Here is a 22,568-nt window from a genome sequence, read left to right on the forward strand (position 1 = left end):
ATTTTGATAATTGTTAAAGAGTTCATGCACTGTATTTAGCTAATTCCTTCAATAATTGTTGTTCCCTTTCCAAGGTTATACCAGCCTTGCTAATTTCAACCTCTCTTAATTGATTCCACGTATGAATGTCTCCGATTGTTTCTTTCAATGAGCGGAAAGTAAGCCCTTTGCTTAGTGCTTTATCGATATTAAAAGAATTTGCACCTTTCCAAGGTTTTTCTTCGCCCTGTAAAGGGTGATTACTTGGAATCCATAACGGCATATCTGACCAAGGTTTAACATCGTTTTCTAATAAAAACTGCTCACTTCCCCAATAAAATTCTGCATTACTTTTGGTTATTTCTTTACACGTTTCAAGCAACTCTAACATGGTTAAGTTTCTATTTATACCTGTTGCATTAAATGTACCTGTCTCTTTATGTTCTATCATGTCTAAATTCCAAGATGCTAAGTCTTTTGCATCGATGAATTGAATTCTTTGATGAGGATCTCCTGGAGCTAGTACTTTTCCACCGTTATCTACTCTATTTACCCAGTAAGGTAGTCGCTCCGAATAATCATATTTACCAACAATTAGACCGGGTCTTATCGTTAGCAACTTATTTCCTAATGTATTTTCTGCTTCCTTCTCACACATATATTTTAATGCTCCATAATACTCAGGAATGAAACCTGAAGTACCTCGAGTAATTTCTTCTACTTTTTCCTTAGATAAAATTTGAACTGCATACTTTTCATCTATTCCTTCTGGCATCCAATCTTTATATACTGAAATACTAGAGATAAAAGTATAATGATCTGTCTGATCTGCTAAAGTTTGGGTGGAATGATAAACATCTCTTGGAACATATCCACATGTGTCAATCACAGCATCCCACTTTCGATTTTTTAAAACATCTAACTGATGTTCCCGATCACCTATCAGATGCTCAACATCGTCAGCAAATTCATGATGATGATTTCCTCGATTGAATAACGTAATCTCATGTCCTCTAGTTAAAGCTTCAGATACTAGATATCTCCCTATAAATCGTGTACCTCCAATAATCAATATTTTCAAACGAGCACCTCCTGCTTTCGATCTTATTTCACAAGAATATGGTCAATCAATCCCAGTTCCTTTGCTTCCTCTGGAAAAAAGAAACGGTCACGATCCGTAATGTTATACATTTCCTCCACTGAAACCTTTGAGCGGTCCGACATAATTTGATTCATTCTTTTCCTAGTTTCGATAATGTGTTTGGCATGTATATCAATGTCCGAAGCCTGACCACGAGCACCACCTAACGGTTGATGAAGCATAATTTCACTATTTGGAAGTGCATAACGTTTCCCCTCTGCTCCTCCAATTAGTAAAAATGCACCCATAGACGCCGCTAACCCCATACACATTGTACTAACATCAGATTTTACATGCTGCATAGCATCAAATATAGCCATACCAGCTGTAACAGAGCCACCAGGTGAGTTAATGTACATTTGAATATCTTTTTCTGAATTGTCTGCTGACAAAAATAATAATTGAGCTACAACAGAGTTCGCAAGCTGATCGTTAATCTCACTACCAATCATTACGATACGATCCTTCAAAAGTCTTGAATAAATATCATAAGAACGTTCTCCATTTTTGCTTTGCTCAACAACATATGGAATTGTACTCATACTTTTCCCTCCTACGCTATCATCTTCATATTCAGATTCTGACTTTCACCAAAACCAGAAGATACTTGTTTAATAATCACTTCATTATCCTCATTTCCAACTTGCCAACGTTTTGTTTGATTCGTGTGATTTTTCTCTGTTGGAAAAGGGATTACATTATCTTTAGGTTTTTCACTTATCTTTTCAGCAAAAATCTTACTCATTTTTGTTCATCTCCTTCTTTAATGTGAGGGTATAAAGCAATCATCGCTTGAAATACTTCATTAGACTCATCTCCATTTGCATTGTATTTTGAAACTAACTTTTTAATCATCTGCACATAGTCATCGATAAACTGTTTTCTCTGTTCTTCATTTGAAAGCTTTATTGTAAAATCAAGTGTAGCACTTGGTACATGGTTTGATTCATCTACAACATTCATTAATTTCATTGTGTCTTGTTTCATTTGTTCTGACATTTCAAACAAATACTTTAACGAACCTTGATCCTTCATTTGCTGAATTAACTTATTATTTATTTTTGAATCATCTGATAACACAAATTGCTCAGCAACTGTTTCATACAACACTTCCACCAAATTACGTACATTACGGTGTCCTACCCTTTGAATGAGACCTACCCCTTCTAACTTTTTAATGTGATAGTTAATTTTTTGAGGAGGTTCTCCTATAAGTTTGGCAACTTCACTTGATGAGCGACTTTCAGTTAATTGCTGTAAGATTTCCATTTTAAGTGGATGATTTAACATCAGAATTTGATCTACATCTGTAATTAGCTTCTTTTTAGGTTTATGTTCTAAATTCATATTCATTTCCTTTCGTAAAAATTTTATTTTTACGTTAAATTCATTTTATTACGTTGGTGGATAAATGTCAAATTTTTAAAATTTTTCACAAAAAAATGTCTGTTAAAGTTAACAGACACCTTTAGATTCCTTTTTTTTATGTTCTCCTCAAGTCTCCACTAATAAATATCCCAAAATATCCAACTATTAAAGAAGGTATTAATCCGATATTTGCCATCCATAGATTTTTCAATCCTATAATCTCTCCCCTTAAAATAGCTATTCTCAACTCATTATCATTAGTTATTTCAATAATATGTGTGATTTTATTTCTATTTATCAAAACGACGTTTTCCATAAGTAATAAATGTGACTACAACTGCAACAATTGCCCATAGCGTTAGTACAACCAGCTCCCCTGTTATATCTCCAAACTGACCACCTTCACTTATTGTCATCCATGCAGCAGCAAACTGCTCTCCTGGTAAATACTCAATCGCATTTAAAAGCATTTCATTTTTAAACAACGGTTTAAACATAGAGATCATTCCGAAAACCAACATGAAAGGCATTCCAATAATTGAAGTTTCCATCACTGTTCTTGAAAGCAACCCTAACATTGTTCCTACAGCAAGGTAAATGATTAAGTTTAAAAAGATCATTAGTGCAAATAGAGAAAGTGATACAATGACAAAACCACCTAATTTAACACAGATTAGAATGACCAATACCGTCACAACTGCTGATAAAACACTTTTTCCAATTAATATTTCCAATGTACTTGCGGGAGATAATAACAAACCACGTAATGTATTTTTCTCTTTTTCTTCAGCGACGATGGCAGCTTGTATGAAAGCACCTGTAATAACCAATGCAAGATTAATCGGCAGTAAATTGAAGGTAGCATTCTCGTCACCTATACGGTTTAACAACAAAGCATAAAATATAGGAAGAGCAATAGTAAATAATACATAAGAATTTTTTAATAAATCTTTATAATCCTTCGTAAAAATGGCGTATACTCTCTTCAATGAAAATGTCATGCTAATTCCCTCCCCGTAATTTGTACAAAAATTTCTCCAAGCGTTGGTTCGTTTGAATGAATCGAAACCACTTCTCCAGATTTCATATGTTGATATATAGCCTTTGCTCCTTTTTCATCTTTGTTCACAACAATACGTTGATTATCTTTAAGTAGCAAGGTAACAGAAGAGTCCATATATTGTATTCGTAAATTTTGAGGTGTATCGAGCTGTTTTATTTCTCCTTGATGTAAAAATGCCACTCGATCACAAAGCTGTTCCGCTTCCATCATATCATGTGTTGTCAAAAAGATTGTTGTCCCTTGTTCATTAAGCTGTTTTAACCCATCATGTATGTGTTTTGTATTTACAGGGTCTAATGCTGAAGTCGGTTCATCTAAAAATAAAAGCTCAGGTTTATGCAGCATTGCTCGTGCTAATGTAACTCTTTGTTTCATACCTTTTGAAAGCTTTTTTACTTGTGTTTTGTTATCATTTTGTAAGTTTACTACTTCTAAAATTTCATTAATTTGCTTTTGATTTACATCATAAAGCTGAGAGAAAAGTGTTAGGTTATCATAAACTGTAAGACGATCATACAACCCACTATTATCTGTTAAAATACCAATCCGTTTCATAAAGGATGGATCTTTTTGTTTTTTTAATGGTTGATTAAAAACTTTTATTTCACCAGTTGTTTGTAGTAGCTGTGAAGTTAACATTTTAATCGTAGTTGTTTTCCCCGATCCACTCGGACCTAAAAAACCAAATGTTTCTCCTTTTTTTACTTTAAATGATACATTTTTTAAAGCTATTTTATTACCAAATGATTTACTTAAATTTTTGACTTCTATAATGTTATTCATTGTTCTGAACTCCTCTTCTATTGTTTATGATTTAAGCGGGTACTTGAATCGCTTTGTTGAGTTCAGTTTAGCTAAATATAAGGACACTCGCATTAAAATCAAGGTAAAAGGAGTATATTTGGGGCTGAAGGGAGCACTATTTTAGATGAATAGAACATAAAAAACTGCGAACAAAAGGTTAAACCTTGTGCCCGCAGCTTGTTTTTTTGTTTATTATACATTGATTTGAAAGTTAGTTCGTTTTCACTTCACTTTTACTTAAAACAGCAATGATTTTTTCTATCGCCCAATCTAGATCTTCTTTTGAAATCATTAATGGAGGTGCAAATCGAATTACATTTTCATGTGTTTCTTTACAAAGAAGCCCCTTCTCTTTGAGTTCCTCACAATAAGATCTTGCTGGTTCATTAAGTTCAACCCCGATAAATAATCCTTTACCGCGAACTTCTTTTATCATTGGGTTCTTAATTTCTTTTAGCTTTTGTTGAAAATACGTTCCAAGCTCTAAAGAACGTTCCGCTAGTTTTTCTTCCTCAAGTACTTCAAGTGCTGCTACGGATACCGCACAAGCGAGTGGGTTTCCACCAAAAGTAGATCCATGAGATCCAGGATTGAATACACCTAGAACATCTTTATTAGCAGCTACACATGAGATTGGGAATACTCCTCCACCAAGTGCCTTTCCTAAAATATACATGTCTGGTACAACGTTATCCCAATCACAAGCAAACATCTTTCCAGATCTTCCTAAACCAGCTTGAATTTCATCTGCAATAAAGAGAACATTACTTTCTTTACACACATTGGCTGCTTCCTTTAAAAAACCATCAGGAGGAATCACAATCCCTGCCTCTCCTTGAATAGGTTCCAATAAAAATGCAGCTGTATTAGGAGTAATCGCTTGTTTTAATGCTTCAATATCACCATATGGAATTAGTTTAATACCTGGCAACATCGGACCAAAACCACGTTGGTATTCAGGCTCTGATGATAATGAAACTGCCGTCATCGTACGACCATGAAAATTCCCAACGCAAGCAATAATTTCTGCTTGGTTATCTGCCACTTTTTTCACTTCATAAGCCCAACGTCGTGCTGTTTTAACAGCAGTTTCAACCGCTTCTGCTCCTGTATTCATAGGAAGCACCATGTCTTTATTCGTTAGTTTTACAACCTTCTCATAAAAAGCTCCTAATTGATCATTATGGAAAGCTCTTGAAGTTAATGTAACCTTATTGGCTTGGTCTGTTAATGCTTGAATAATCTTTGGATGGCGGTGTCCTTGGTTTACTGCAGAATAAGCACTTAACATATCCATGTATTTGTTTCCTTCAGGATCTTCTACCCATACTCCCTCTGCTTTTGAAATGACAATCGGAAGTGGATGATAATTATGTGCTCCTAATTGATCTGTTTTTTCAATAATATTTTTTGATGTTGTCATTTATATCATCAGTCCTCTCTTCATACTTAACGCAATATTTTGATATCCAATGTAAATACGCAATTATGTTAGTTTTTCACCAAATAATGAACCCATTAATGCTACAGCAACCGTCGCTGTTTTATTTCTCTCATCCAATATTGGATTCACTTCAACAAATTCAGCAGATGTAACAATATCTGATTCTGCCAACATTTCCATTGCTAAGTGACTTTCTCTATAAGACACTCCTCCAAGAACTGGTGTTCCAACGCCTGGTGCATCATGAGGATTTAATGCGTCTAAATCTAAGCTTAAATGAACACCATCTGTATTTTTCGAAATGTAGGCAATTGCTTGTTCCATGACTTTACTCATTCCGAGGCGGTCAATTTCATGCATTGAATACACTTTAATTCCTTTTTCGCGAATTAAATCTTTCTCTCCCTCGTCTAGAGAACGCGCACCGATAATGACTATGTTTTCAGGTTTGATCTTTGGTGTGAATTCTCCAATACTTGTAAGCTTTTCATGACCTAAGCCAAGACCTACAGCCAATGACATTCCATGAATGTTCCCTGTTGGTGAAGTTTCCGCAGTGTTTAAATCTCCATGTGCATCAAACCAAATAACACCAAGATTGTTATAATGTTTTGCAACTCCTGCAATGGTTCCAATTCCAATACTATGATCGCCCCCTAGTATTAGTGGAAACCGACTTTCTGAAATTACATTTGAAATAGAAGAAGCTAGTTTTTCATTTACCTCTTTCACTTCCTGTAAATTTCTTAAATTATGATCTTTATCGTTAACATCATCCTGGTCATCTGTTAAATGGCTTATTTCAATATTCCCTAAATCCTTAATATCATATTCTAAATTTTGCAAACGCTCTACAATTCCAGCATACCGAATTGCGCTAGGGCCCATATCAACTCCACGGCGTGTTTGTCCTAGATCCATAGGTACACCAATAATTGAGATTTGTTGATTCATTAGTCCGCCTCCCAGTTTAATTCTTTTATCAAGGGTATTATATCCTTTTTTAGCACGATGACTCAACTCGACAAAATTTTGTATATTTATACTGATTAAAACCCTATAATGCCTTTCAAATCAGTCAATTTGCCCTTTGACAATGGAATTGAACTTTTTTTAGAATCATCTAAAACTAAACTATAACTATTCCGTGTCCAGGTGATCACTTCCCGTACTTTTTGTAAATTCACAATATATGAACGATGACAACGGAAAAAGCCAAACGGTTGAAGTCGACTGAGCAAATCGTTTAAAGTGTATGTACAGGGAAACACCTCACCCTTAACATGTAAATGGGATATTCCCTCACTACTTTCAACAAAATCAATTTCCATAGGGTCAAACAGTATGATTTTCTCGTCTACTTTGGCTGGAATTTTTTCAAAACGAACCTGCATATTAGAAGGGGTTGTTGAATCTTCTTTAGAAATATTGGGTTCTGTTGAGTTCTCTTCCTTTTCATCTTTCACATTATCTTCCTCATCCATAACTTCCAATTTTTTCAAACCTTGATCATTTAGATGGTATATATGATTTGTCATCATAATCGCACTCTCAAGATAACTAGTCGTAATCAAAACAGCTCCTTCTTGAGAAACAAATTCATTGATCACTTTCTGAATGATAATTCTACTTTCAATGTCTACATTCTGATCAGGCTCTTCCAAAATAATCAAGTCAGGTTGATGGACCAATACACGAGCAAAGTGTAAACGTTTCTTTTCTGAAAAAGTCAATCTACTAATTTTCACTTTCGACTTATTTAATAAACCAACTTGTTCTAGGATTGGATTGATGTCTATTTTTACTTCATAGAGTTGTTTGTAAAAATGTAAATACTGCTTTGCTGTCAGTCTTTCATACAAATTTTCATTTACAAATACGATGCCAATCCTTTTGCTTAAGCTCTTAAAATTTTTATTTAATGGGTTACTAAAAAATAATATCTCACCACTAGACACAGGCAACTCACCGATCATCAATTGTATTAACTTTGAACCTACTTCTCTATTACATTGGATAGCGACTACTTCTCCACGATGAATCTCTAAATCTATTGCAGGAAATAATACCGAATTTCCCATGTTTTTTTCTAATTGTTTAATGTTTAATATACTCATTTCATACAAACCTCCTGTCTTCACCTAAGTAAATCGTTCTCACATTATCCCATTTTTTATCCTTCATAACAAAAAATACATATGTAAAGATCCATTTTTTGATATTTGTGTTATAGTAACTTTTAAAGAAAACTCGTCTTTTGACGAGCCTTAGTCAAAGACAGAAGGGTAGTTGCCAGTTCAAGAATGAACTGGAGCCGAAGTTTGTCACAACAAAATAACAGAATTGAGGAATTCACTATGTCTGATTTAACTATTTTTCAATTATGTTTAACTATCCTAGCTGCTTTATTAATTGGATTTTCAAAAACGGGGATACCCAGTGCTGGAATCTTTTTTGTTGTCATACTAGCATCCATCTTTCCAGCCAAGGAATCTGTCGGTATTTTACTACCTATGTTAATTGCAGCTGATATCGTAGCCGTTATTTACTATAGACGAACGGTAGTTTGGAAGTATCTTATCAAATTAATTCCATGGGTGATTAGTGGAATCATTATTGGTTTTTTTGTTTTAAAATCTATTACAGATGATGAACTATCTCTTTTACTAGGGATTATTATATTAACTCTTATCTTTTTACACATTTCTAAAAACAAACTTGAAAGCTGGCTTCAATCCAATTTTACTGAGTCTTCTCTTTTTCTAAACTTTCTCGGCATATTAGCGGGTTTCACAACAATGGTTGGAAATGCAGCAGGTGCCATCATGGCGATTTACTTGTTAACTAAAGGATTAAAGAAAAATGAATTTATTGGGACTGGCGCATGGTTTTTCCTTTCAGTAAATGTAATTAAAATCCCGTTTTTCGTCTATCTTGGACTTATCACTCCAACAACACTAATATTTAATGCTTGGATGATCCCAGCGATCTTAATTGGAACTTGGTTAGGCATCAAATTTCTACCTCGTATACCACAAAATCATTTTCAAACGACGATTCTAGCTCTATCAGCAATTGGAGGAATTAAGTTGATTTATGATGGTGTTGTATATCTGATGAAGTGACTTATAAAAAAATCCCGACTCATCGCCGGGATTCAATCTCTAAGAACAGATTCTTATTTAACAGAAACTTCTTTTGAAACCTTATCAATTTCAGCAAGATGTTTTTCTGATAATTTAAAAGATAACGTACCCACATTTTCTTCAGCATGGTGCTTTTTGGTTGCTCCCGGAATGGCAACAATCGTTTCTCCGTGGAAATTGATCGTCCAATTTAGAACAATCTGACTTGTTGTAACGTTATATTCCTGTGCTAACTGATCAAGTAAATCAATCAACGGCTGCGTTCTTTTCATTGCCGATGGTTTAAATCCTGAGCGATACTTACGAGGACCAGTTATATTTTTTGTGAGCTCAGGTTTTTTATGGAATTTTCCTGTTAATATCCCTTGTTCGAGTGGGGAATATGCAATAATGGTAATTCCAAGCTCTTTCGCCGCATCCAACACCCCATTGTTTTCAATACGTCGATCTAATAAACTGTATTTCATTTGATTGGATACTAGAGGGAATCCGTGCTTTTTTAATGCACGATGTGCTTCTCTCAATTTCTTCTCATTAAAATTACTAACACCAACATGATTTATTTTTCCTTCTTTTAATAAAATAGCCATCTCATTCATCTCAGCGGTAGCACTAGAAAAGGAAAAAGGTTGATGAACCATATACAAATCAATTTCTCTACCTTTAAGCGATTGAAGTCTTTGATTTATAGTCTGCTTAATAGATTTTGCTGTTCTAAGAGCAGGCCACCACTTCGTTGCAATCAATGCATCCTTTGCTTCGTCTCCTAAACCATTCAAAACATCAGCCAGTGCTTCTTCTGATTTCCCTCTTCCATAAGCCTCAGCGGTATCAAACCAATTGATACCACCTCTTAGGCTAATTTGAATAATTTCTTCAATCTCTTGTTTTTCCAATACTGGCCAAAAACCACCTACGAATCCATTCCCTTTACTAAATTGCCATGTACCCAAACCTAATGCTGAAATCTTTAAGTCAGATGCACCTAAGTTTCGAAGAGCCGTTTCTGTACTTACTGTCAATCTCATCACCTCATTAGAATAATTATTTTAAGTATACATCATTTTAGACTAAGATTGTACACTTTGACCAAAATAATCATTTAGTATAATACCAGTTAATTAAACAAAAAAAAGACCGATATATCATCGGCCTCTGCTTAAAATATCTATTCACTTAATAATTTCTCAATTTCATTTTTCATTTCTAGTGGATCTGTTTTCGGTGCATAACGAGCTACTGGTTTACCAGATTTATCGATTAAAAACTTAGTGAAATTCCATTTAATCCCTTTAGATCCTAGAATTCCAGGGGCTTCTTTTTTTAAATAAGTAAATAACGGGTGAGCATCATCTCCATTTACATCAACCTTTGCAAACATCGGGAAAGTAACACCGTAATTCAGTTCACAAAAGCTCTCAATATCAGATTCTTCACCAGGCTCCTGGTCACCAAATTGATTACATGGGAAACCTAATACAACTAATCCTTTCTCACTATAACTTTCATGAAGCTCTTGAAGTTGTTTATATTGTGGTGTAAAACCGCATTTACTTGCAGTATTCACTATCAATATTACTTTCCCCTCAAAATCTTTCAAAGATTTTTCTTCACCTTTAATTGTTTGTACTGAATATTCATAAACTGACATCTCAACACACCTCTTTCATAATAAATGTAACATAAAAACATAAAAAACGTATTGAAAAAAACCTCTTGTTATGTATTCTTTGTTAACTCTCACTAAAATATTTTAGAAACCTTTTTCACAGTCTCCTCATCTTTCACTTTTCCTACTTTAGTGCCTTTTATAGGTATAAAAGATTCACCATTATAAGTATGGCTGATTTTTCCCTCTAGCAGTTGCCCTGTTACAAGACATTCAATGAAAATCGAAGCATCGCCACTAGTCATACCTTTATACCAAATACCATCTGGATAACTAATCACGACACATTTGTCCTCACATCGTCCATTACAAAGTGTTCTAGTTGTATGTATATATGGATCTAATCCTCTATTTGTTATTTCATTTCTAATCGCTTGCGTTAATTCTTCTGCGCCTTCATTTTTACAACTGCCCCCATTGCATATTAACACATGTTGGTTTGTAGTCGTTAAATTCCATGTCGCCATAGTTTATCTCCTTTATTTTGAATGAGAAATCAAGCAATAATTTTAGTAAACCAAGCTACATATTTTGCACCTGGCAAAAATATCACTTGAGCAAGCAATGTACCTAATAACCTTGATATTACCATCATGATTGATACATTTTTTAATTTTGTATAGCTACCTCTTTTATTTATAACATCATCAGCCAGTACTGATATTTTAGGATCTACAAAAACCACAAGCAGAATTGTTGCTATACCATTAATTAATCCTGAAGCCATAATGGCAGTTGATGCTCTTTCTGGAACTAATAGAGCTGCGTATAAAGCAGATAGAACACCGATTGTATATATTGCAGTGACTACCATATTAATCATGAATAATCTTTTGGGAATATTTTTTAATGTGACTCCTTTTAGATAGGACCTCCCAGGAAAGTGTGTATGATTTATACCTCTTTTTATATGGTCAATTGTTGAAACATTTTTAAAAAAAGCTGGAATCGAACCTCGTTGAACAGATAAGTGTATAATTGCTCTCGAAAATAAAGCAATAAAAGTTGGAAGTAAAAAAATGCCTATAACCGTGCCAACAGTTGAAGCACCTATGATTACTCTAAATTGGCTTTCAACAAATGTTAGCGTATTCGTTGATGGAGCTGTATCGATTAAACTGCCTGTGAAAGGCTGTTGCATCATGTTTGCCATTCTTGAAATGATAACCATCAGATTAAAAAGAGATAGAGCGGATGCTATTAAACCGACTCTTGCTCCTGATAGACGAACAGCATAGGCTAGTGTTTCAATGGTATGTATGATTAAAATAAATAGAGAAATATAAATGACTTTATCATTTAAAATTTCCAATGTTTCACCCCTTGTTATTAATGTAGTTATGAATATTATACCATGGGAAAAACAATACAAATCACTCAACCTAGAGTTTATGTTGGTAATTTTCGTAGTCTAATGATAAAGAATAACTTATACTAAATAATAGGGATTTACATATAAAAGAATGATATCCAAATTCAATGTTGCATATTATATGTTATAAGAACCCAAACCACAGAAAAAGGGGATAGGTACAGATGTCTGTTAAAGAAGAATTTCAAAATTTATGTGAAAAAGTGAAAGCTAATCCAGAACATATTGAAGGAATGGAGTGTGTCTATCAGTTCGATGTGAGCGGAGAAGATGAAGGCACTTATGTAATTGAACTGTCAAACGGGGACATTACTTATAAAGAAGGTGAAGTTGAAGACCCTTCGTGTACCATTCAACTATCTTCAAAAAACTTAATTAAATTGATGCATGGAAAATTAAACGCTACTACTGCTTTTATGATGGGAAAATTAAAAGTAAAAGGAAATATATCTTTAGCGATGAAATTAGAAGCAACACTAAAAAAATATCAATAAGAAAAAAATCCACCCTACTTCATACAACCTTTCATAGGGTGGATTTTAATATTCCACATTTTATCCAGCGCATTTTTGATAAATTGAATAGCTTCTGCTCATGTCAGCGTATCTTTACCTACTTATCCTTCGAAAAATCAGGACCATGCCATGATTCATTACTTCTTATTTGCCAATGAACATTTGAGTCCAATAATTTCCTTGTTCTATATAACCAACACCAATATGAGTAGAACTAGAACTTAAAATATTTTTACGATGACCACTACTATTCATCCAAGCATTCACTACTTCCTGTGGTGTTCTTTGACCATAAGCAATGTTTTCTGCAGCAGATCTGTAAGATACTCCAAAGCTTCTCATCATATCAAATGGTGAACCATAAGTTGGGCTTGTATGATCAAAGTATTCCTTAGATTGCATGTCGGCAGACTTGATACGTGCAACTTCACTTAACTTCTTATCTACTTTCAATGGAGGTAAGTCGTACTGTGCTCGTTCTACATTTACTAAATCTACTACTTCTTGTTCATACGCACTTATCTTAAAAGATCCTTTTTGGGTAGTTTCTTGTTCAGTAGTACCTTCATTATTACTAGGTGGCTGAGATGGAGTATGTACTACTTTTTTTTCATCAGTTTTAATTCCTTCATCCAGCGCATTTTTGATAAATTGAATAGCTTCAGCTCTTGTTAGGGTATCTTTACCTGCATATCCTTTTACTGTGGCAGAGGTTTTGCCTTCGCTGAATTTTTGATCTAGAATATATTGGATAGCATCAGCACCACTTTTTTCTTGTCCATCTGCACGAGCTAATATTTCCGCAACCTTTGTGCGATCGATGATTTCATCTCTCACTTGTCTGTTATATATTCCCTCTATTGGGTAGTCATTAGACCAAGCATATATGTAATATTTTTCTGCCCAATTTTGTCCACTACAAGTTCTAGGTACATCAGCCTCCAAAGTTCTAAACAATAGAGCTAAAAATTCTGCTTCAGTAATTTGTGAATTTGGATGGAATTTTCCATCTTGATAACCACTAATGATTTCTTTTTGTTTAGCCCAAGTAATCGTTTTATCGGCCCAATGACCTTTTGTATCAGGATAAGCAGATGAGTTAGCAAAAACTGGAACTGTTAATTGACTCATTAATAAAAATATTATGCAAATTCTAGTAAGATATTTTTTCAATAGTTTCACTTCCATTTCATAAAGTTTATTTTCTAGTTTATATATTAGAAGATAAGCAAAACACTTAATATATTCTATTCATACTAATATTAGGAAACTATTTACCTATTTTATCTATTCTCTTTTACAACTAGTCCTTTCAAACTATATCTTTGAGGTGTAAAATATAATAATCACTGATTACAAAATACATTTGAATTTATCAAATTAAAGAATGGGGATCTTAATGAACTTTCCACAACTTGAAACAGAACGATTGGGTCTAGTAAAAATAGAAGAGAAACACATACAAAGTTACTATGAAATTATGTCCAAAGATGAGGTTACTAAATTTTATGGAATGAACAGTTTGAAAAACATTGAAGAAGCCACAAAAATAGTAGATTTATTTGAGAATACATTCAATAAAAGTCGTGGAATACGATGGGGAATTCTTATGAAAGATCTCAATAGATTAATAGGGACACTTGGACTAAATAACCTAAACACTGGGAGTAAAAAAGCTGAGATTGGGTACGAGTTGCATCCTTCATTTTGGGGCAAAGGGATTGCTGCTGAAGCCATTACAGAAGTTTTGGAGTACTCATTTCAAGAGTTGGATCTTTTTAGAATAGGTGCAATAACCTTTCCTGATAATGTAGCATCAAATAAATTATTGGAAAAGTTAGGGTTTACTAATGAAGGTCTATTAAGAGGATACCTCTACCACAATAAACCACACGATGCATTTATTTATTCACTTTTGAAATCAGAATGGGGAAAAAACAATAAATCGTGGAGAACATCATGAAATTAAGTTATACAGGCAAAAGTCCAATCAAACCTTCAATTAAACTCATATAATATTTTAACTTAACATGAAAGAAGGTAAAGTATATGGGTGTTTTCGATGAAAACCTCTGTGATTGTTGTGTGTGCCCAATGGAGTGTGTTTTAAAGGAGTTGGTTGGGGTTAGTGCTCAGCAAATACTAATTATTCCTAATACTGTCGATGAATTTGTATTTCAAGAAATTAGTGACGTAAAAGACTTTTTATTATTTTCTACAGATCAAGTTCTTCCGATAAGCAATATTTTAAGTATTCGATTTTTAGATAATGATATTAGCGTAATAGATAATATTGAGAACAGAATAAAACTAAAGCCAATCAAAAAAAGTAATGGTGAATGCAGTTGCATTGAAAATAAAACTACTAACTTTTTAAAAACAATGATAGGAAAAGATATACAAAGAATTACGCCTGGATTTAATTTACCAGGTACTATTATCGATGTAGGTAAGGGAATTGTTGTTGCTAGAGGAAATCCTGATAATAGAGTTTTATCAATCATATCTACATGTAGAATAAGTAGAATTTTACTTTAATGTGTTTCATCATCCCCTTATCATTTAAAGAAGGAATAAAATATTTTTAAAATATTTTCTATTTCACATAGAAGTTATAAATAGTTGAAAGATTTCCATTTAGCCAATTAGTACCGCTCCAGTTTTTATATTCATCAGGTATGATGAATCCTGATATAAATTTATTTAAGGACACTTTGTTTCTGTGTGCTTCCTTTGTCGTTCCTATCATATATGATAAATAATTAATTATTGTATCACATAACTTTAGTGTTCCTATTCCTCCATGGCCTGGTATAACAGTTTTAACCTCCATTTGTTTTATATTGTTTAAAATACTTATAAATTCTTCTGGATTATAAATAGGTAGATGTAGTTCTTCAGTAACAAGATCCCCCATGAAAGCTATCTCTTCCGCAGGTAAGTACATAAATGTATCACTAGGTGAGTGTCCTCCCCCCAAACAATGTAACTCCACTTTCCGATTTGAACCGTATATAACCAAATTTTTTTCAAAGGTAAGTGAAGGTAATACAATTTCCATATAAGGTAAATCTTCTAAGACTTTAGACATTTCCTTATATTGATTTGATAAACTATTCTTCAAAGGAAGATGAGTTGTTGTATCAATCTGGTTTTTAAGGTTTTGAAGGTATTCCTCCATATCTTTTTGTTCTTTCGAGACATCGTGAATTACATTTTGATCTTTGCACCATTTACGTGTTAAAGAAGTAGAAATAATTGTTGCATCCATATATACTTGGTTTCCAAACACATGGTCTATGTGGTAATGACTATTTATCAGATACTTTGCTTTTTTACCAGTCATCTTTTCAGCCTGTATTCTTAGCTCCTGGGCAGCCGAAGGAGTAGCAAATGAGTCAAAAATAAGTAACCCATCCCCTAAATCCACAACCCCTGCATTACTCCATGCTCCTTTACCAGGTTTAGCGATTGCTGCATACACGCCATCAGAGAGGTTATGTAAAGTGAAATATTCTGTTTCCATCATATTTAATTTCTCCTCAAGTATCTATAATTATCTAAAATGAAAATTATCATCTACCCTTTTAACATTGATAATACCAAAACAACTCTGACACAAACCTGTCAGAGTTGTTCATTTTTTACCGCTACTTAATTCTGTATCAATAACAAATGTCGATGGAAATTGTTTACTCCCTATTTTTTACTACTCCAAAAGTAATTTTCATATTTGGAGCATAAGTTAAAGATGAGTCAATGTTGAATACTTTAGAAAATCGTAGTTCTGCTTCATACTGTTCCTGTGCTTCATCAAATGAAGTTCCGCGCTCTATTAAAGCTTCTATAAATTCTTCTTTTTCAGCAGGAGATGAACCTAAACCCTCTTCCTTGAGTGAATCATATAAACTCTGCTTATCTGTTTGAATAGTGTTATAATCAAGAAAATTCACTTTGTCACTAATTCGGCAATCGATGTTTTTTACACCTAATTCACTTAGGTATGTCGGTAGTTTAATCCCGATGTTTCCATCTTTGCCATTTCGTTTTGTATCTTTTTCAAACAGTTTTTGAAGAAACCCAAGCTGAATTATTTCTGATTGATCATAATTATTAAGATGATATGAAGACATATTGGAAATCCAGTGTGGTTCAAAACATATAATATTGCCCTTATCAATAACTGAATTGATCATTTTTTGCAACATTTTTTTGGGGTCAGCCATATGTAATAGAAAAGCATGGCAAACTGCTATATCATACTTACTTTCTAATTCAATCTCAGTCACATCAGCTACAATAAATTCAACATCATATGGAAGGTTTTGAAACAGACTCTTAGCTTTATTAATCAATTGTTGCCCTTTATCGATGCCTTTATATGTTGAACCTTTTGGTAATAGAGGTAATAGTTTAATTCCCAAATAGCCGTATCCACAACCATAATCAATAATACGTACGGGTTTAGAAATCTTCCAAACTGAATTCACTAGAAACTCTAAATAGTCATCGTTATAATATAAATCTCTAGTGTTTCTTAAATATTCCAGTTTGTTATCCCAATAATAATCTTCCAATACAACAAACTCCTTTCACCATGTTTAGTTAGTATCTTTTCTTTCAATACACCCAGAAAGGAAATTGCTAATTATATGGTAGAAATCAGTTTTTTCCATTCTGGGATGTAGCTATATCTTTGCTTGATGGAGATGGAAGTAGTTTTTAAATTTTACTCATTCATTTATCACTGTTACTTTTTGTGCTGTAGCTTGCCCTGGATATGACTCTGCCATTACACTAAACCATACTTTTACTTTTTGACCTACTTGTAAATCGCCTACTTGCAAATCATCAGGTATATAAAACCAAACAGCACTACTACCCTTTCCATTTAAAATATCTTCAACGGAATATGATTGTACATCTTCTTGAGAAATACCTCCAACAACAAGAATTCTATCCTTGTCTTTGCTAATAATATAACCTTCTTCACTCATAGTACCCTCTTCACTGTTGTTAACATCATTAGAACAAGCAACAGATACACTAGTAATAATTAACAATAAAAGAAGAACCCAGTGCTTCATTTGTGTTACCTCCTAAATATAACAGTATTTTTTAGACTGTGTAATCATTTTTTAGACTGTGTAATCATTTTTTAGACGAACTAAAAGTATAAAAAGTTGCAAAGATTATATTTATGTTCACTATTATTAAAGGTCATTTTTGAAAAACTCGATCTGAATCTACACATATTAAAAAGCAGTAATTCCATTATTTTTTGAAGGATTTACTGCTTCTTTTAGAAATAACTATAAATTTGTAATTTGTATGTATTGAGGGGAATATCCACTATTTTTTAATTTCAATAACTAACTTTCCTTTAACACGACCCGACTCCTGTTTTTGTAAAGCAGTAATGCATTCTTCAAAGCTATACACAGTATCAATGATTGGTTTAATCTTCTCTTCTTCAATTAACATTGTAATTTCTCTAAGATCTTTTCCATTTGTTTCTAACCTTACAAAGCGATAAAAAGCATCTTTAGATCGAATTAATTTCATCAGTTTCTTTTCTTTTAAACCAAGGATAATTCGTAATATTTTATTTATCCCCATTTCTTTTGCAGAAATAGGATCTATATGCTCCGCAATGCTAACGATTCTTCCTTTATCTTTAATTACTTTAAATGCATCTAGTGTATACTGACCACCTAATGTCTCAAATACAATGTCCACATTTGAAACGATTTCCAAATAATTTTGTTTTTTATAATCAATAACTTCATCCGCACCTAATGCTTTTACCCAACTCACATTGCTTGTACTTGTTGTAGTAATCACATAAGCTCCCTTTGACTTGGCATATTGAATTGCAAATGATCCCACTCCCCCAGAACCTGCATGAATTAGTACTCTATCTCCTTTTTTCATCTGTGCCAAAGTTAATGCTTGTAAAGATGTTATCCCTGCAAGTGGAATACATGCTGCTTCTTTAAAGCTTAAGTTTTTCGGTTTTGGAGCTACATAGGAACTCCCTGTCATAATGAATTCAGCAAAAGTTCCAGGGTTCGGTGTTCTCGAATATACCTCGTCTCCAATTTCAAATTCTTTTACATTTTTACCTTTTGCTACTACTAGTCCACTAACATCAAATCCGATTCGAGCAGGGAATGTTAACTTACTTATCGCTTTAAGTTCCCCGTGTATAATTTTATAATCAATAGGATTAATACTAGCCGCGTGGCACTCTATGAGTACCTCATTTTCTTTTGGAGTTGGTTTATCTACTTCCTGAAACTTTAAATTGCTTTTTGTATCACCATACCCCAATATTGTCAATGCTTTCATTTAATGCACTTCCTTTAAATTGATGTAAAGCGAGTAACTAATATGTATTTACATTATTATTGTTGATTTCTGAAATACCTATTCTAAAGGATACATCTTACATTGAGTTAATTCAACCTGTTCAAAGAGTACCAGTTATTTCGACATACTTTACTGTTCATTCTTTTTAAACAAAATAATCACCTCCTAAGATACTTGTATCTCAAGAGGTGACCTCATAGAATCACTTTGAAGAAAAGATTGATTATTTTTCTGTATGCACTGTTCAATAATTATTCTTTGAATGGGGGATCATCTAAGTACATTCTTCATTGCTCGATTAATTTTCTTTGCAAAAATAATAGGATTTTCAATTTGTTGAACATAAACATATGGAAGCTGGGGTTCGCTATGTGGAAAACCTTCAACGAGAGTACTTAAGATGCCCTCTTTTGACAACATAGTCATGAATTCATAGACTTCATGTTCTTGTACAGGTATACGTCCAATATTGAGGGCTCGCCCTTGTGAATCCAAACTTACAAAACTAAAGATTGCATCGGTAAGTGTAGGTGAATGTGTACCAAACCTACCTAATATTTTTATCGAATGATATTGAGATAATCCAATGCTACAGAAATTTTGCTGTAGTGGAACAGGTATTAAAAAGCCTCCTACAATTTCACTGAATTGATTACATAAGTATTTTATTTTTGAGTTATTTTTTGTTTTTTGATAATAAGGAGGAATTATAGGTAAAGTTTTAAGTGCCGGAATTAATTTCATTGCAAATGTAATAGGATTTTCAATTTTCTCAACATAGATGATTGGAAGAGTAGGTTCACTAAATGGATAGCCTCTAACAATTTTATACACAATCCCTTCTCTAGATAAAGCGTTAATAACAGCAGGGATATTTTGTTCTAACACCGGTATGCGCCCAATAATAAGAGCTCTTCCTTGTGAATCAAAATTTTCAAAATCAAAATAAGCATCAGTTACCATAGTCGAGTTAATAGCAGGCCGACCTAGCATTTTTATAGGTATGAACTGAGATAATCCAATGGTGCAAAAAGGTGATTGTTGTGTCACAGGTAGTATGGTAAATCCACCAATAATTGAAGCAAAATAATTGCAAAGTGATTGTTGTGTAGAAATATAATTCATTTTTTTACTCCTCTCAATTTTTCCATATATCTAATCATTATTTTATGTAAACTCAAATTGTAGGGTTCAGCTGAATATGAAACTTATTTAATGTTGGTTTTGAATAAAGTTTGATCATTCACTAATTTGAACAATATCATCATATGTACGATTACCTACTAGCAATATTGATATGAATTCATGTTACACTTCATGGACTTCACATCTTCTTATACGAAAGTATTTTACTGACTATCCGATCTTTTTTGGATAGTTTTTTTCAATAAGTATGGATAAATTGATTGAAATTAGAACATTATATCTAACAAAGTTGAATAAATACGAAAGGCTTAAATAGATGCTATTATGTTACTGCTCAAGTAATATTTTTTCTCCTTGGGGTTCGTGTTGATAAAAATCCATATGTTTCAAAAAAATGTACAGTGCGGGACATTGGATACAAAATTTATCAGGAACTGTAAATGCAGTGAATCGATTGATTCCAATATTTAAAAAAGAAGGATATGAATTTGTAATTATTCCAGCGATGTGGGATCAAATGACTGAAAATTTATTAATTACTTCATAGTTTCATATTTTAATTGTTGCCTGAAGTCTCCTTCCTTTACTAGATGCTACCTAACCTATAAACACGCCTCTACTTTCAAATAGCATCTTTCTTACTTCTCCTGAATGAACTTTTTTTAGATAGCAGATTTATTTTATCTAATATGAAATGGCAAAATAAGTGTGGAAATAATTACAAACCCTATTTAAATAAAAATTTGAGACTATATGAATTAAATATCAGTCTAATTAGTAATATTGAAATTTCAATAACAAAATAAAGGAGTGTAAAAATGGCTATTGGTTTCAGCAAAAATAAATTACTCAGAGAGAGGGAAGATAGTTTTCTGTCCTTGATAAATGAAAACCAAGAAAAGCTATATAGAATTGCATATAGCTATGTAAAAAATAAGGATGATGCTTTAGATATAGTTCAAGAAACAGTATATAAAGCTTATATTTCATATCATAAAGTTAAAAATATTCAATATGAAAACACTTGGTTAACTAGAATTTTGATTAATACATGTATTGATTTTATAAAGAAGAATCAAAAGGTAGTAGCAATAGACATGAAGTTCATTGAAAATACAAGTCATTTTAACAATGACAATTTTCAGCAAAAGGTAGAAGTAAAAGAAGCGATTGACAAACTAAATGAAAAGCAGAAGACAGTCATTATTTTAAGGTTTTTTGAGGATATGAAGCTAGAGGAAATTGCGAAAATATTAGAATCACCAGTCAGTACTATAAAGTCTATACTTTATAGAGCATTAAACGAAATGAATATTACATTAAAGGAGTAAATGATATGGATAAAAACAATTTGTATGAATTAAAAGAAGAATACAAAGAGATCCAAATTCCTTCAGAACTTAATCAAGTCGTACAAACAGGTATCGAAAGGGGAAGAACTAAAATGTATAAAAGAAGTAGAAATAAGTTTCTAAATATATGTGCTAGCTTTATTCTAGGTTTAACATTATTAACGGCGAGTGTGAACATATCACCTACTTTTGGCCAATCACTAGAAAAAATACCTTATATGGGGAAATTAGTAAAGGTCCTTCAATTTAATAATGGTACATCTGAAGGTGGAACAATAACAGACGGGACAGATATAAGTGAAATAGATTCTTTTGAAAAAGACGGATACGAAAATATTGTTATAAATTTCTCACAAGATGATATGTTGCAGAATGATGTACCAGCTTATGAAGTAAGATATGATGAGAATCCATATGCCATGACCTTTGAGATTTGTGGAGCTAGAAATTTTTCAGCTGAAGAGGACTTCAAAAAGATACTAGAAAGTGAGTATGTGAAGGATATTTATCAACTTATCACTTTTGATGATTCTTGTATGAGATTTGTAATTGAGTTTGACCGACCTGTGGAATATAAGATAGAAGAAAGAAAGGACCCTGCAAGTTTAGTAATATCATTAAAAGAAGATGAAAAGTATGAGGAAAAGAAAACATATTCATTAAGAACTGTGTCTTTTGTTGAAGGACATTTAGCAGCCAGGTCAGAAGAAACGCTGCATACGATTGGTTATGAATCAAGAGTACTAAAGGATGAAGATGGTCTGTTTTTTATGGAAATTCAACCTTTTGAAACTAAAAAAGAAGCAGAAAAGAAATTAGAAGAGTTAGGCAAATTAACAGATATAGAAATGTTAATTGAAGAAAGAATGGGAATACAAGATCCACAGAGTTATCCATCAGAATAAATTAATACTCACATTTCGCACTTTATTATACTTTGAAATAAACTCGAATATAATTTAAAATTTGCTTGGAATATGCAAGCGGTGACTCTAATAATTAGTTACCGCTTTATTTTTATTTGTATGTTACCACCAAATCATTTAAAGATTCTCATTTTCAATTTTTTCCATCAGATTTAATTGCATCATTTATATTACTGTTTCCTATAAAGGTTGTGAATGAAGTACTTGATCTTTCTTTGATTCTGCTACTACTGGACTAGCCCCAGTGCCTCTATTATTAGAATTGTGGATA

Annotated in this window: 26 protein-coding genes; 7 read left to right on the forward strand and 19 right to left on the reverse strand. The window is 32.9% G+C overall.

The annotated features are described in order from the left end of the window. Nucleotides 1-22: 22 nt before the first annotated feature. The 9 genes from EPK97_RS11115 to EPK97_RS11155 all read right to left on the reverse strand — a co-directional run bounded on the left by EPK97_RS11115 (nucleotide 23) and on the right by EPK97_RS11155 (nucleotide 7,916). Complete coding sequence (locus tag EPK97_RS11115; protein WP_162036680.1) at nucleotides 23-1,060, reverse strand: SDR family oxidoreductase; 1,038 nt, start codon at nucleotides 1,058-1,060, stop codon at nucleotides 23-25. A 23-nt stretch (nucleotides 1,061-1,083) separates the two neighbouring features. Then, complete coding sequence (locus EPK97_RS11120; protein WP_162036681.1) at nucleotides 1,084-1,662, reverse strand: ATP-dependent Clp protease proteolytic subunit; 579 nt, start codon at nucleotides 1,660-1,662, stop codon at nucleotides 1,084-1,086. 11 nt (nucleotides 1,663-1,673) lie between these two features. After that, nucleotides 1,674-1,865, reverse strand: a complete 192-nt coding sequence (locus tag EPK97_RS11125) for a hypothetical protein (RefSeq protein WP_162036682.1) — start codon at nucleotides 1,863-1,865, stop codon at nucleotides 1,674-1,676. Continuing rightward, nucleotides 1,862-2,467, reverse strand: a complete 606-nt coding sequence (locus tag EPK97_RS11130) for a winged helix-turn-helix domain-containing protein (protein ID WP_162036683.1) — start codon at nucleotides 2,465-2,467, stop codon at nucleotides 1,862-1,864. The genes EPK97_RS11125 and EPK97_RS11130 overlap by 4 nt, the downstream gene beginning before the upstream one ends. Before the next feature lie 311 nt (nucleotides 2,468-2,778). Beyond that, nucleotides 2,779-3,489 carry an ABC transporter permease gene (locus EPK97_RS11135; RefSeq protein ID WP_162036684.1) on the reverse strand — a complete coding sequence of 237 codons (711 nt, stop codon included), beginning with the start codon at nucleotides 3,487-3,489 and terminating at the stop codon, nucleotides 2,779-2,781. After that, on the reverse strand, nucleotides 3,486-4,334 hold the full coding sequence (locus EPK97_RS11140; protein WP_162036685.1) for an ABC transporter ATP-binding protein: 849 nt from the start codon (nucleotides 4,332-4,334) through the stop codon (nucleotides 3,486-3,488). The genes EPK97_RS11135 and EPK97_RS11140 overlap by 4 nt, the downstream gene beginning before the upstream one ends. 232 nt (nucleotides 4,335-4,566) lie before the next feature. Continuing rightward, complete coding sequence (locus EPK97_RS11145; protein WP_162036686.1) at nucleotides 4,567-5,778, reverse strand: ornithine--oxo-acid transaminase; 1,212 nt, start codon at nucleotides 5,776-5,778, stop codon at nucleotides 4,567-4,569. A 63-nt stretch (nucleotides 5,779-5,841) separates the two neighbouring features. Further along, nucleotides 5,842-6,753 (reverse strand): arginase, encoded by a 912-nt coding sequence (gene rocF / locus EPK97_RS11150; protein WP_162036687.1) that lies wholly within the window; start codon nucleotides 6,751-6,753, stop codon nucleotides 5,842-5,844. A gap of 95 nt (nucleotides 6,754-6,848) precedes the next feature. Further along, nucleotides 6,849-7,916, reverse strand: a complete 1,068-nt coding sequence (locus tag EPK97_RS11155; protein WP_162036688.1) for a LytTR family transcriptional regulator DNA-binding domain-containing protein — start codon at nucleotides 7,914-7,916, stop codon at nucleotides 6,849-6,851. Between the two features lie 240 nt (nucleotides 7,917-8,156). On the opposite strand from EPK97_RS11155, the gene EPK97_RS11160 reads away from it, so the two are divergent. Beyond that, the gene (locus tag EPK97_RS11160; RefSeq protein WP_162036689.1) at nucleotides 8,157-8,924 is read left to right on the forward strand and encodes a sulfite exporter TauE/SafE family protein; all 768 of its coding nucleotides are present in this window, start codon (nucleotides 8,157-8,159) and stop codon (nucleotides 8,922-8,924) included. A 53-nt stretch (nucleotides 8,925-8,977) separates the two neighbouring features. Here EPK97_RS11160 and EPK97_RS11165 read toward each other — a convergent pair whose 3' ends face one another. The 4 genes from EPK97_RS11165 to EPK97_RS11180 all read right to left on the reverse strand — a co-directional run bounded on the left by EPK97_RS11165 (nucleotide 8,978) and on the right by EPK97_RS11180 (nucleotide 11,926). Beyond that, nucleotides 8,978-9,973, reverse strand: coding sequence for an aldo/keto reductase (locus tag EPK97_RS11165; protein ID WP_162036690.1), 996 nt, complete (start codon nucleotides 9,971-9,973; stop codon nucleotides 8,978-8,980). Nucleotides 9,974-10,113: 140 nt separating this feature from the next. Beyond that, nucleotides 10,114-10,596, reverse strand: coding sequence for a glutathione peroxidase (locus tag EPK97_RS11170; RefSeq protein WP_162036691.1), 483 nt, complete (start codon nucleotides 10,594-10,596; stop codon nucleotides 10,114-10,116). A 92-nt stretch (nucleotides 10,597-10,688) separates the two neighbouring features. Further along, entirely contained in the window at nucleotides 10,689-11,081 is a 393-nt protein-coding gene (locus tag EPK97_RS11175; protein WP_162036692.1) for a (2Fe-2S) ferredoxin domain-containing protein, read from the reverse strand. A 29-nt stretch (nucleotides 11,082-11,110) separates the two neighbouring features. Beyond that, nucleotides 11,111-11,926 carry a lipid II flippase Amj family protein gene (locus tag EPK97_RS11180; protein ID WP_162036693.1) on the reverse strand — a complete coding sequence of 272 codons (816 nt, stop codon included), beginning with the start codon at nucleotides 11,924-11,926 and terminating at the stop codon, nucleotides 11,111-11,113. A 224-nt stretch (nucleotides 11,927-12,150) separates the two neighbouring features. Between EPK97_RS11180 and EPK97_RS11185 the strand changes: the two genes are divergently transcribed. After that, the gene (locus EPK97_RS11185) at nucleotides 12,151-12,480 is read left to right on the forward strand and encodes an SCP2 sterol-binding domain-containing protein (RefSeq protein ID WP_162036694.1); all 330 of its coding nucleotides are present in this window, start codon (nucleotides 12,151-12,153) and stop codon (nucleotides 12,478-12,480) included. Between the two features lie 165 nt (nucleotides 12,481-12,645). Here the strand turns inward: EPK97_RS11185 and EPK97_RS22410 are convergent, their stop codons facing one another. Continuing rightward, entirely contained in the window at nucleotides 12,646-13,674 is a 1,029-nt protein-coding gene (locus tag EPK97_RS22410) for a CAP domain-containing protein (RefSeq protein WP_162036695.1), read from the reverse strand. A gap of 226 nt (nucleotides 13,675-13,900) precedes the next feature. On the opposite strand from EPK97_RS22410, the gene EPK97_RS11195 reads away from it, so the two are divergent. Further along, nucleotides 13,901-14,464, forward strand: coding sequence for a GNAT family N-acetyltransferase (locus EPK97_RS11195; protein WP_162036696.1), 564 nt, complete (start codon nucleotides 13,901-13,903; stop codon nucleotides 14,462-14,464). A gap of 86 nt (nucleotides 14,465-14,550) precedes the next feature. Then, nucleotides 14,551-15,039, forward strand: a complete 489-nt coding sequence (locus EPK97_RS11200) for a hypothetical protein (protein WP_162036697.1) — start codon at nucleotides 14,551-14,553, stop codon at nucleotides 15,037-15,039. A gap of 58 nt (nucleotides 15,040-15,097) precedes the next feature. On the opposite strand, the gene EPK97_RS11205 is transcribed toward EPK97_RS11200, so the two are convergent. The 5 genes from EPK97_RS11205 to EPK97_RS11225 all read right to left on the reverse strand — a co-directional run bounded on the left by EPK97_RS11205 (nucleotide 15,098) and on the right by EPK97_RS11225 (nucleotide 19,998). Next, a complete protein-coding gene (locus tag EPK97_RS11205) occupies nucleotides 15,098-16,030 on the reverse strand; it encodes an MBL fold metallo-hydrolase (RefSeq protein WP_162036698.1) in 933 nt (310 codons plus the stop codon). A 163-nt stretch (nucleotides 16,031-16,193) separates the two neighbouring features. Further along, entirely contained in the window at nucleotides 16,194-17,078 is an 885-nt protein-coding gene (locus tag EPK97_RS11210; RefSeq protein ID WP_162036699.1) for a class I SAM-dependent methyltransferase, read from the reverse strand. 156 nt (nucleotides 17,079-17,234) lie between these two features. Beyond that, nucleotides 17,235-17,588: a YobA family protein gene (locus EPK97_RS11215; protein WP_162036700.1), complete on the reverse strand. Its 354-nt coding sequence runs from the start codon at nucleotides 17,586-17,588 to the stop codon at nucleotides 17,235-17,237. 265 nt (nucleotides 17,589-17,853) lie between these two features. After that, nucleotides 17,854-18,852, reverse strand: a complete 999-nt coding sequence (locus EPK97_RS11220) for an NADP-dependent oxidoreductase (RefSeq protein ID WP_162036701.1) — start codon at nucleotides 18,850-18,852, stop codon at nucleotides 17,854-17,856. 291 nt (nucleotides 18,853-19,143) lie between these two features. Then, on the reverse strand, nucleotides 19,144-19,998 hold the full coding sequence (locus EPK97_RS11225) for a DUF1259 domain-containing protein (RefSeq protein WP_162036702.1): 855 nt from the start codon (nucleotides 19,996-19,998) through the stop codon (nucleotides 19,144-19,146). Nucleotides 19,999-20,413: 415 nt separating this feature from the next. On the opposite strand from EPK97_RS11225, the gene EPK97_RS11230 reads away from it, so the two are divergent. The 3 genes from EPK97_RS11230 (at nucleotide 20,414) to EPK97_RS11240 (ending at nucleotide 22,276) form a co-directional block, all read left to right on the forward strand. Further along, a complete protein-coding gene (locus tag EPK97_RS11230; RefSeq protein WP_162036703.1) occupies nucleotides 20,414-20,566 on the forward strand; it encodes a hypothetical protein in 153 nt (50 codons plus the stop codon). Between the two features lie 271 nt (nucleotides 20,567-20,837). Beyond that, nucleotides 20,838-21,350: a sigma-70 family RNA polymerase sigma factor gene (locus EPK97_RS11235; RefSeq protein WP_162036704.1), complete on the forward strand. Its 513-nt coding sequence runs from the start codon at nucleotides 20,838-20,840 to the stop codon at nucleotides 21,348-21,350. Nucleotides 21,351-21,355: 5 nt separating this feature from the next. After that, on the forward strand, nucleotides 21,356-22,276 hold the full coding sequence (locus EPK97_RS11240; RefSeq protein ID WP_162036705.1) for a hypothetical protein: 921 nt from the start codon (nucleotides 21,356-21,358) through the stop codon (nucleotides 22,274-22,276). Nucleotides 22,277-22,568 lie beyond the last annotated feature (292 nt).

The sequence above is a fragment of the Chengkuizengella sediminis genome, assembly GCF_010078385.1.
In the GTDB taxonomy this organism is placed as follows: Bacteria; Bacillota; Bacilli; order Paenibacillales; family KCTC-33759; genus Chengkuizengella; species Chengkuizengella sediminis.

Excerpts from the sequence above, each read along its gene's own strand:
- EPK97_RS11145 (WP_162036686.1), bottom strand. The coding sequence starts at position 5,778 with ATGACAACATCAAAAAATATTATTGAAAAAACAGATCAATTAGGAGCA.
- rocF (WP_162036687.1), bottom strand. The coding sequence starts at position 6,753 with ATGAATCAACAAATCTCAATTATTGGTGTACCTATGGATCTAGGACAA.
- EPK97_RS11155 (WP_162036688.1), bottom strand. The coding sequence starts at position 7,916 with ATGAGTATATTAAACATTAAACAATTAGAAAAAAACATGGGAAATTCG.
- EPK97_RS11200 (WP_162036697.1), top strand. The coding sequence starts at position 14,551 with ATGGGTGTTTTCGATGAAAACCTCTGTGATTGTTGTGTGTGCCCAATG.
- EPK97_RS11160 (WP_162036689.1), top strand. The coding sequence starts at position 8,157 with ATGTCTGATTTAACTATTTTTCAATTATGTTTAACTATCCTAGCTGCT.
- EPK97_RS11215 (WP_162036700.1), bottom strand. The coding sequence starts at position 17,588 with ATGAAGCACTGGGTTCTTCTTTTATTGTTAATTATTACTAGTGTATCT.
- EPK97_RS11240 (WP_162036705.1), top strand. The coding sequence starts at position 21,356 with ATGGATAAAAACAATTTGTATGAATTAAAAGAAGAATACAAAGAGATC.
- EPK97_RS11225 (WP_162036702.1), bottom strand. The coding sequence starts at position 19,998 with ATGAATTATATTTCTACACAACAATCACTTTGCAATTATTTTGCTTCA.
- EPK97_RS11165 (WP_162036690.1), bottom strand. The coding sequence starts at position 9,973 with ATGAGATTGACAGTAAGTACAGAAACGGCTCTTCGAAACTTAGGTGCA.
- EPK97_RS11195 (WP_162036696.1), top strand. The coding sequence starts at position 13,901 with ATGAACTTTCCACAACTTGAAACAGAACGATTGGGTCTAGTAAAAATA.
- EPK97_RS11235 (WP_162036704.1), top strand. The coding sequence starts at position 20,838 with ATGGCTATTGGTTTCAGCAAAAATAAATTACTCAGAGAGAGGGAAGAT.
- EPK97_RS11220 (WP_162036701.1), bottom strand. The coding sequence starts at position 18,852 with ATGAAAGCATTGACAATATTGGGGTATGGTGATACAAAAAGCAATTTA.
- EPK97_RS11205 (WP_162036698.1), bottom strand. The coding sequence starts at position 16,030 with ATGATGGAAACAGAATATTTCACTTTACATAACCTCTCTGATGGCGTG.
- EPK97_RS11230 (WP_162036703.1), top strand. The coding sequence starts at position 20,414 with ATGTACAGTGCGGGACATTGGATACAAAATTTATCAGGAACTGTAAAT.
- EPK97_RS11185 (WP_162036694.1), top strand. The coding sequence starts at position 12,151 with ATGTCTGTTAAAGAAGAATTTCAAAATTTATGTGAAAAAGTGAAAGCT.
- EPK97_RS11130 (WP_162036683.1), bottom strand. The coding sequence starts at position 2,467 with ATGAATTTAGAACATAAACCTAAAAAGAAGCTAATTACAGATGTAGAT.
- EPK97_RS11135 (WP_162036684.1), bottom strand. The coding sequence starts at position 3,489 with ATGACATTTTCATTGAAGAGAGTATACGCCATTTTTACGAAGGATTAT.
- EPK97_RS11140 (WP_162036685.1), bottom strand. The coding sequence starts at position 4,334 with ATGAATAACATTATAGAAGTCAAAAATTTAAGTAAATCATTTGGTAAT.
- EPK97_RS11120 (WP_162036681.1), bottom strand. The coding sequence starts at position 1,662 with ATGAGTACAATTCCATATGTTGTTGAGCAAAGCAAAAATGGAGAACGT.
- EPK97_RS11175 (WP_162036692.1), bottom strand. The coding sequence starts at position 11,081 with ATGGCGACATGGAATTTAACGACTACAAACCAACATGTGTTAATATGC.
- EPK97_RS11170 (WP_162036691.1), bottom strand. The coding sequence starts at position 10,596 with ATGTCAGTTTATGAATATTCAGTACAAACAATTAAAGGTGAAGAAAAA.
- EPK97_RS11125 (WP_162036682.1), bottom strand. The coding sequence starts at position 1,865 with ATGAGTAAGATTTTTGCTGAAAAGATAAGTGAAAAACCTAAAGATAAT.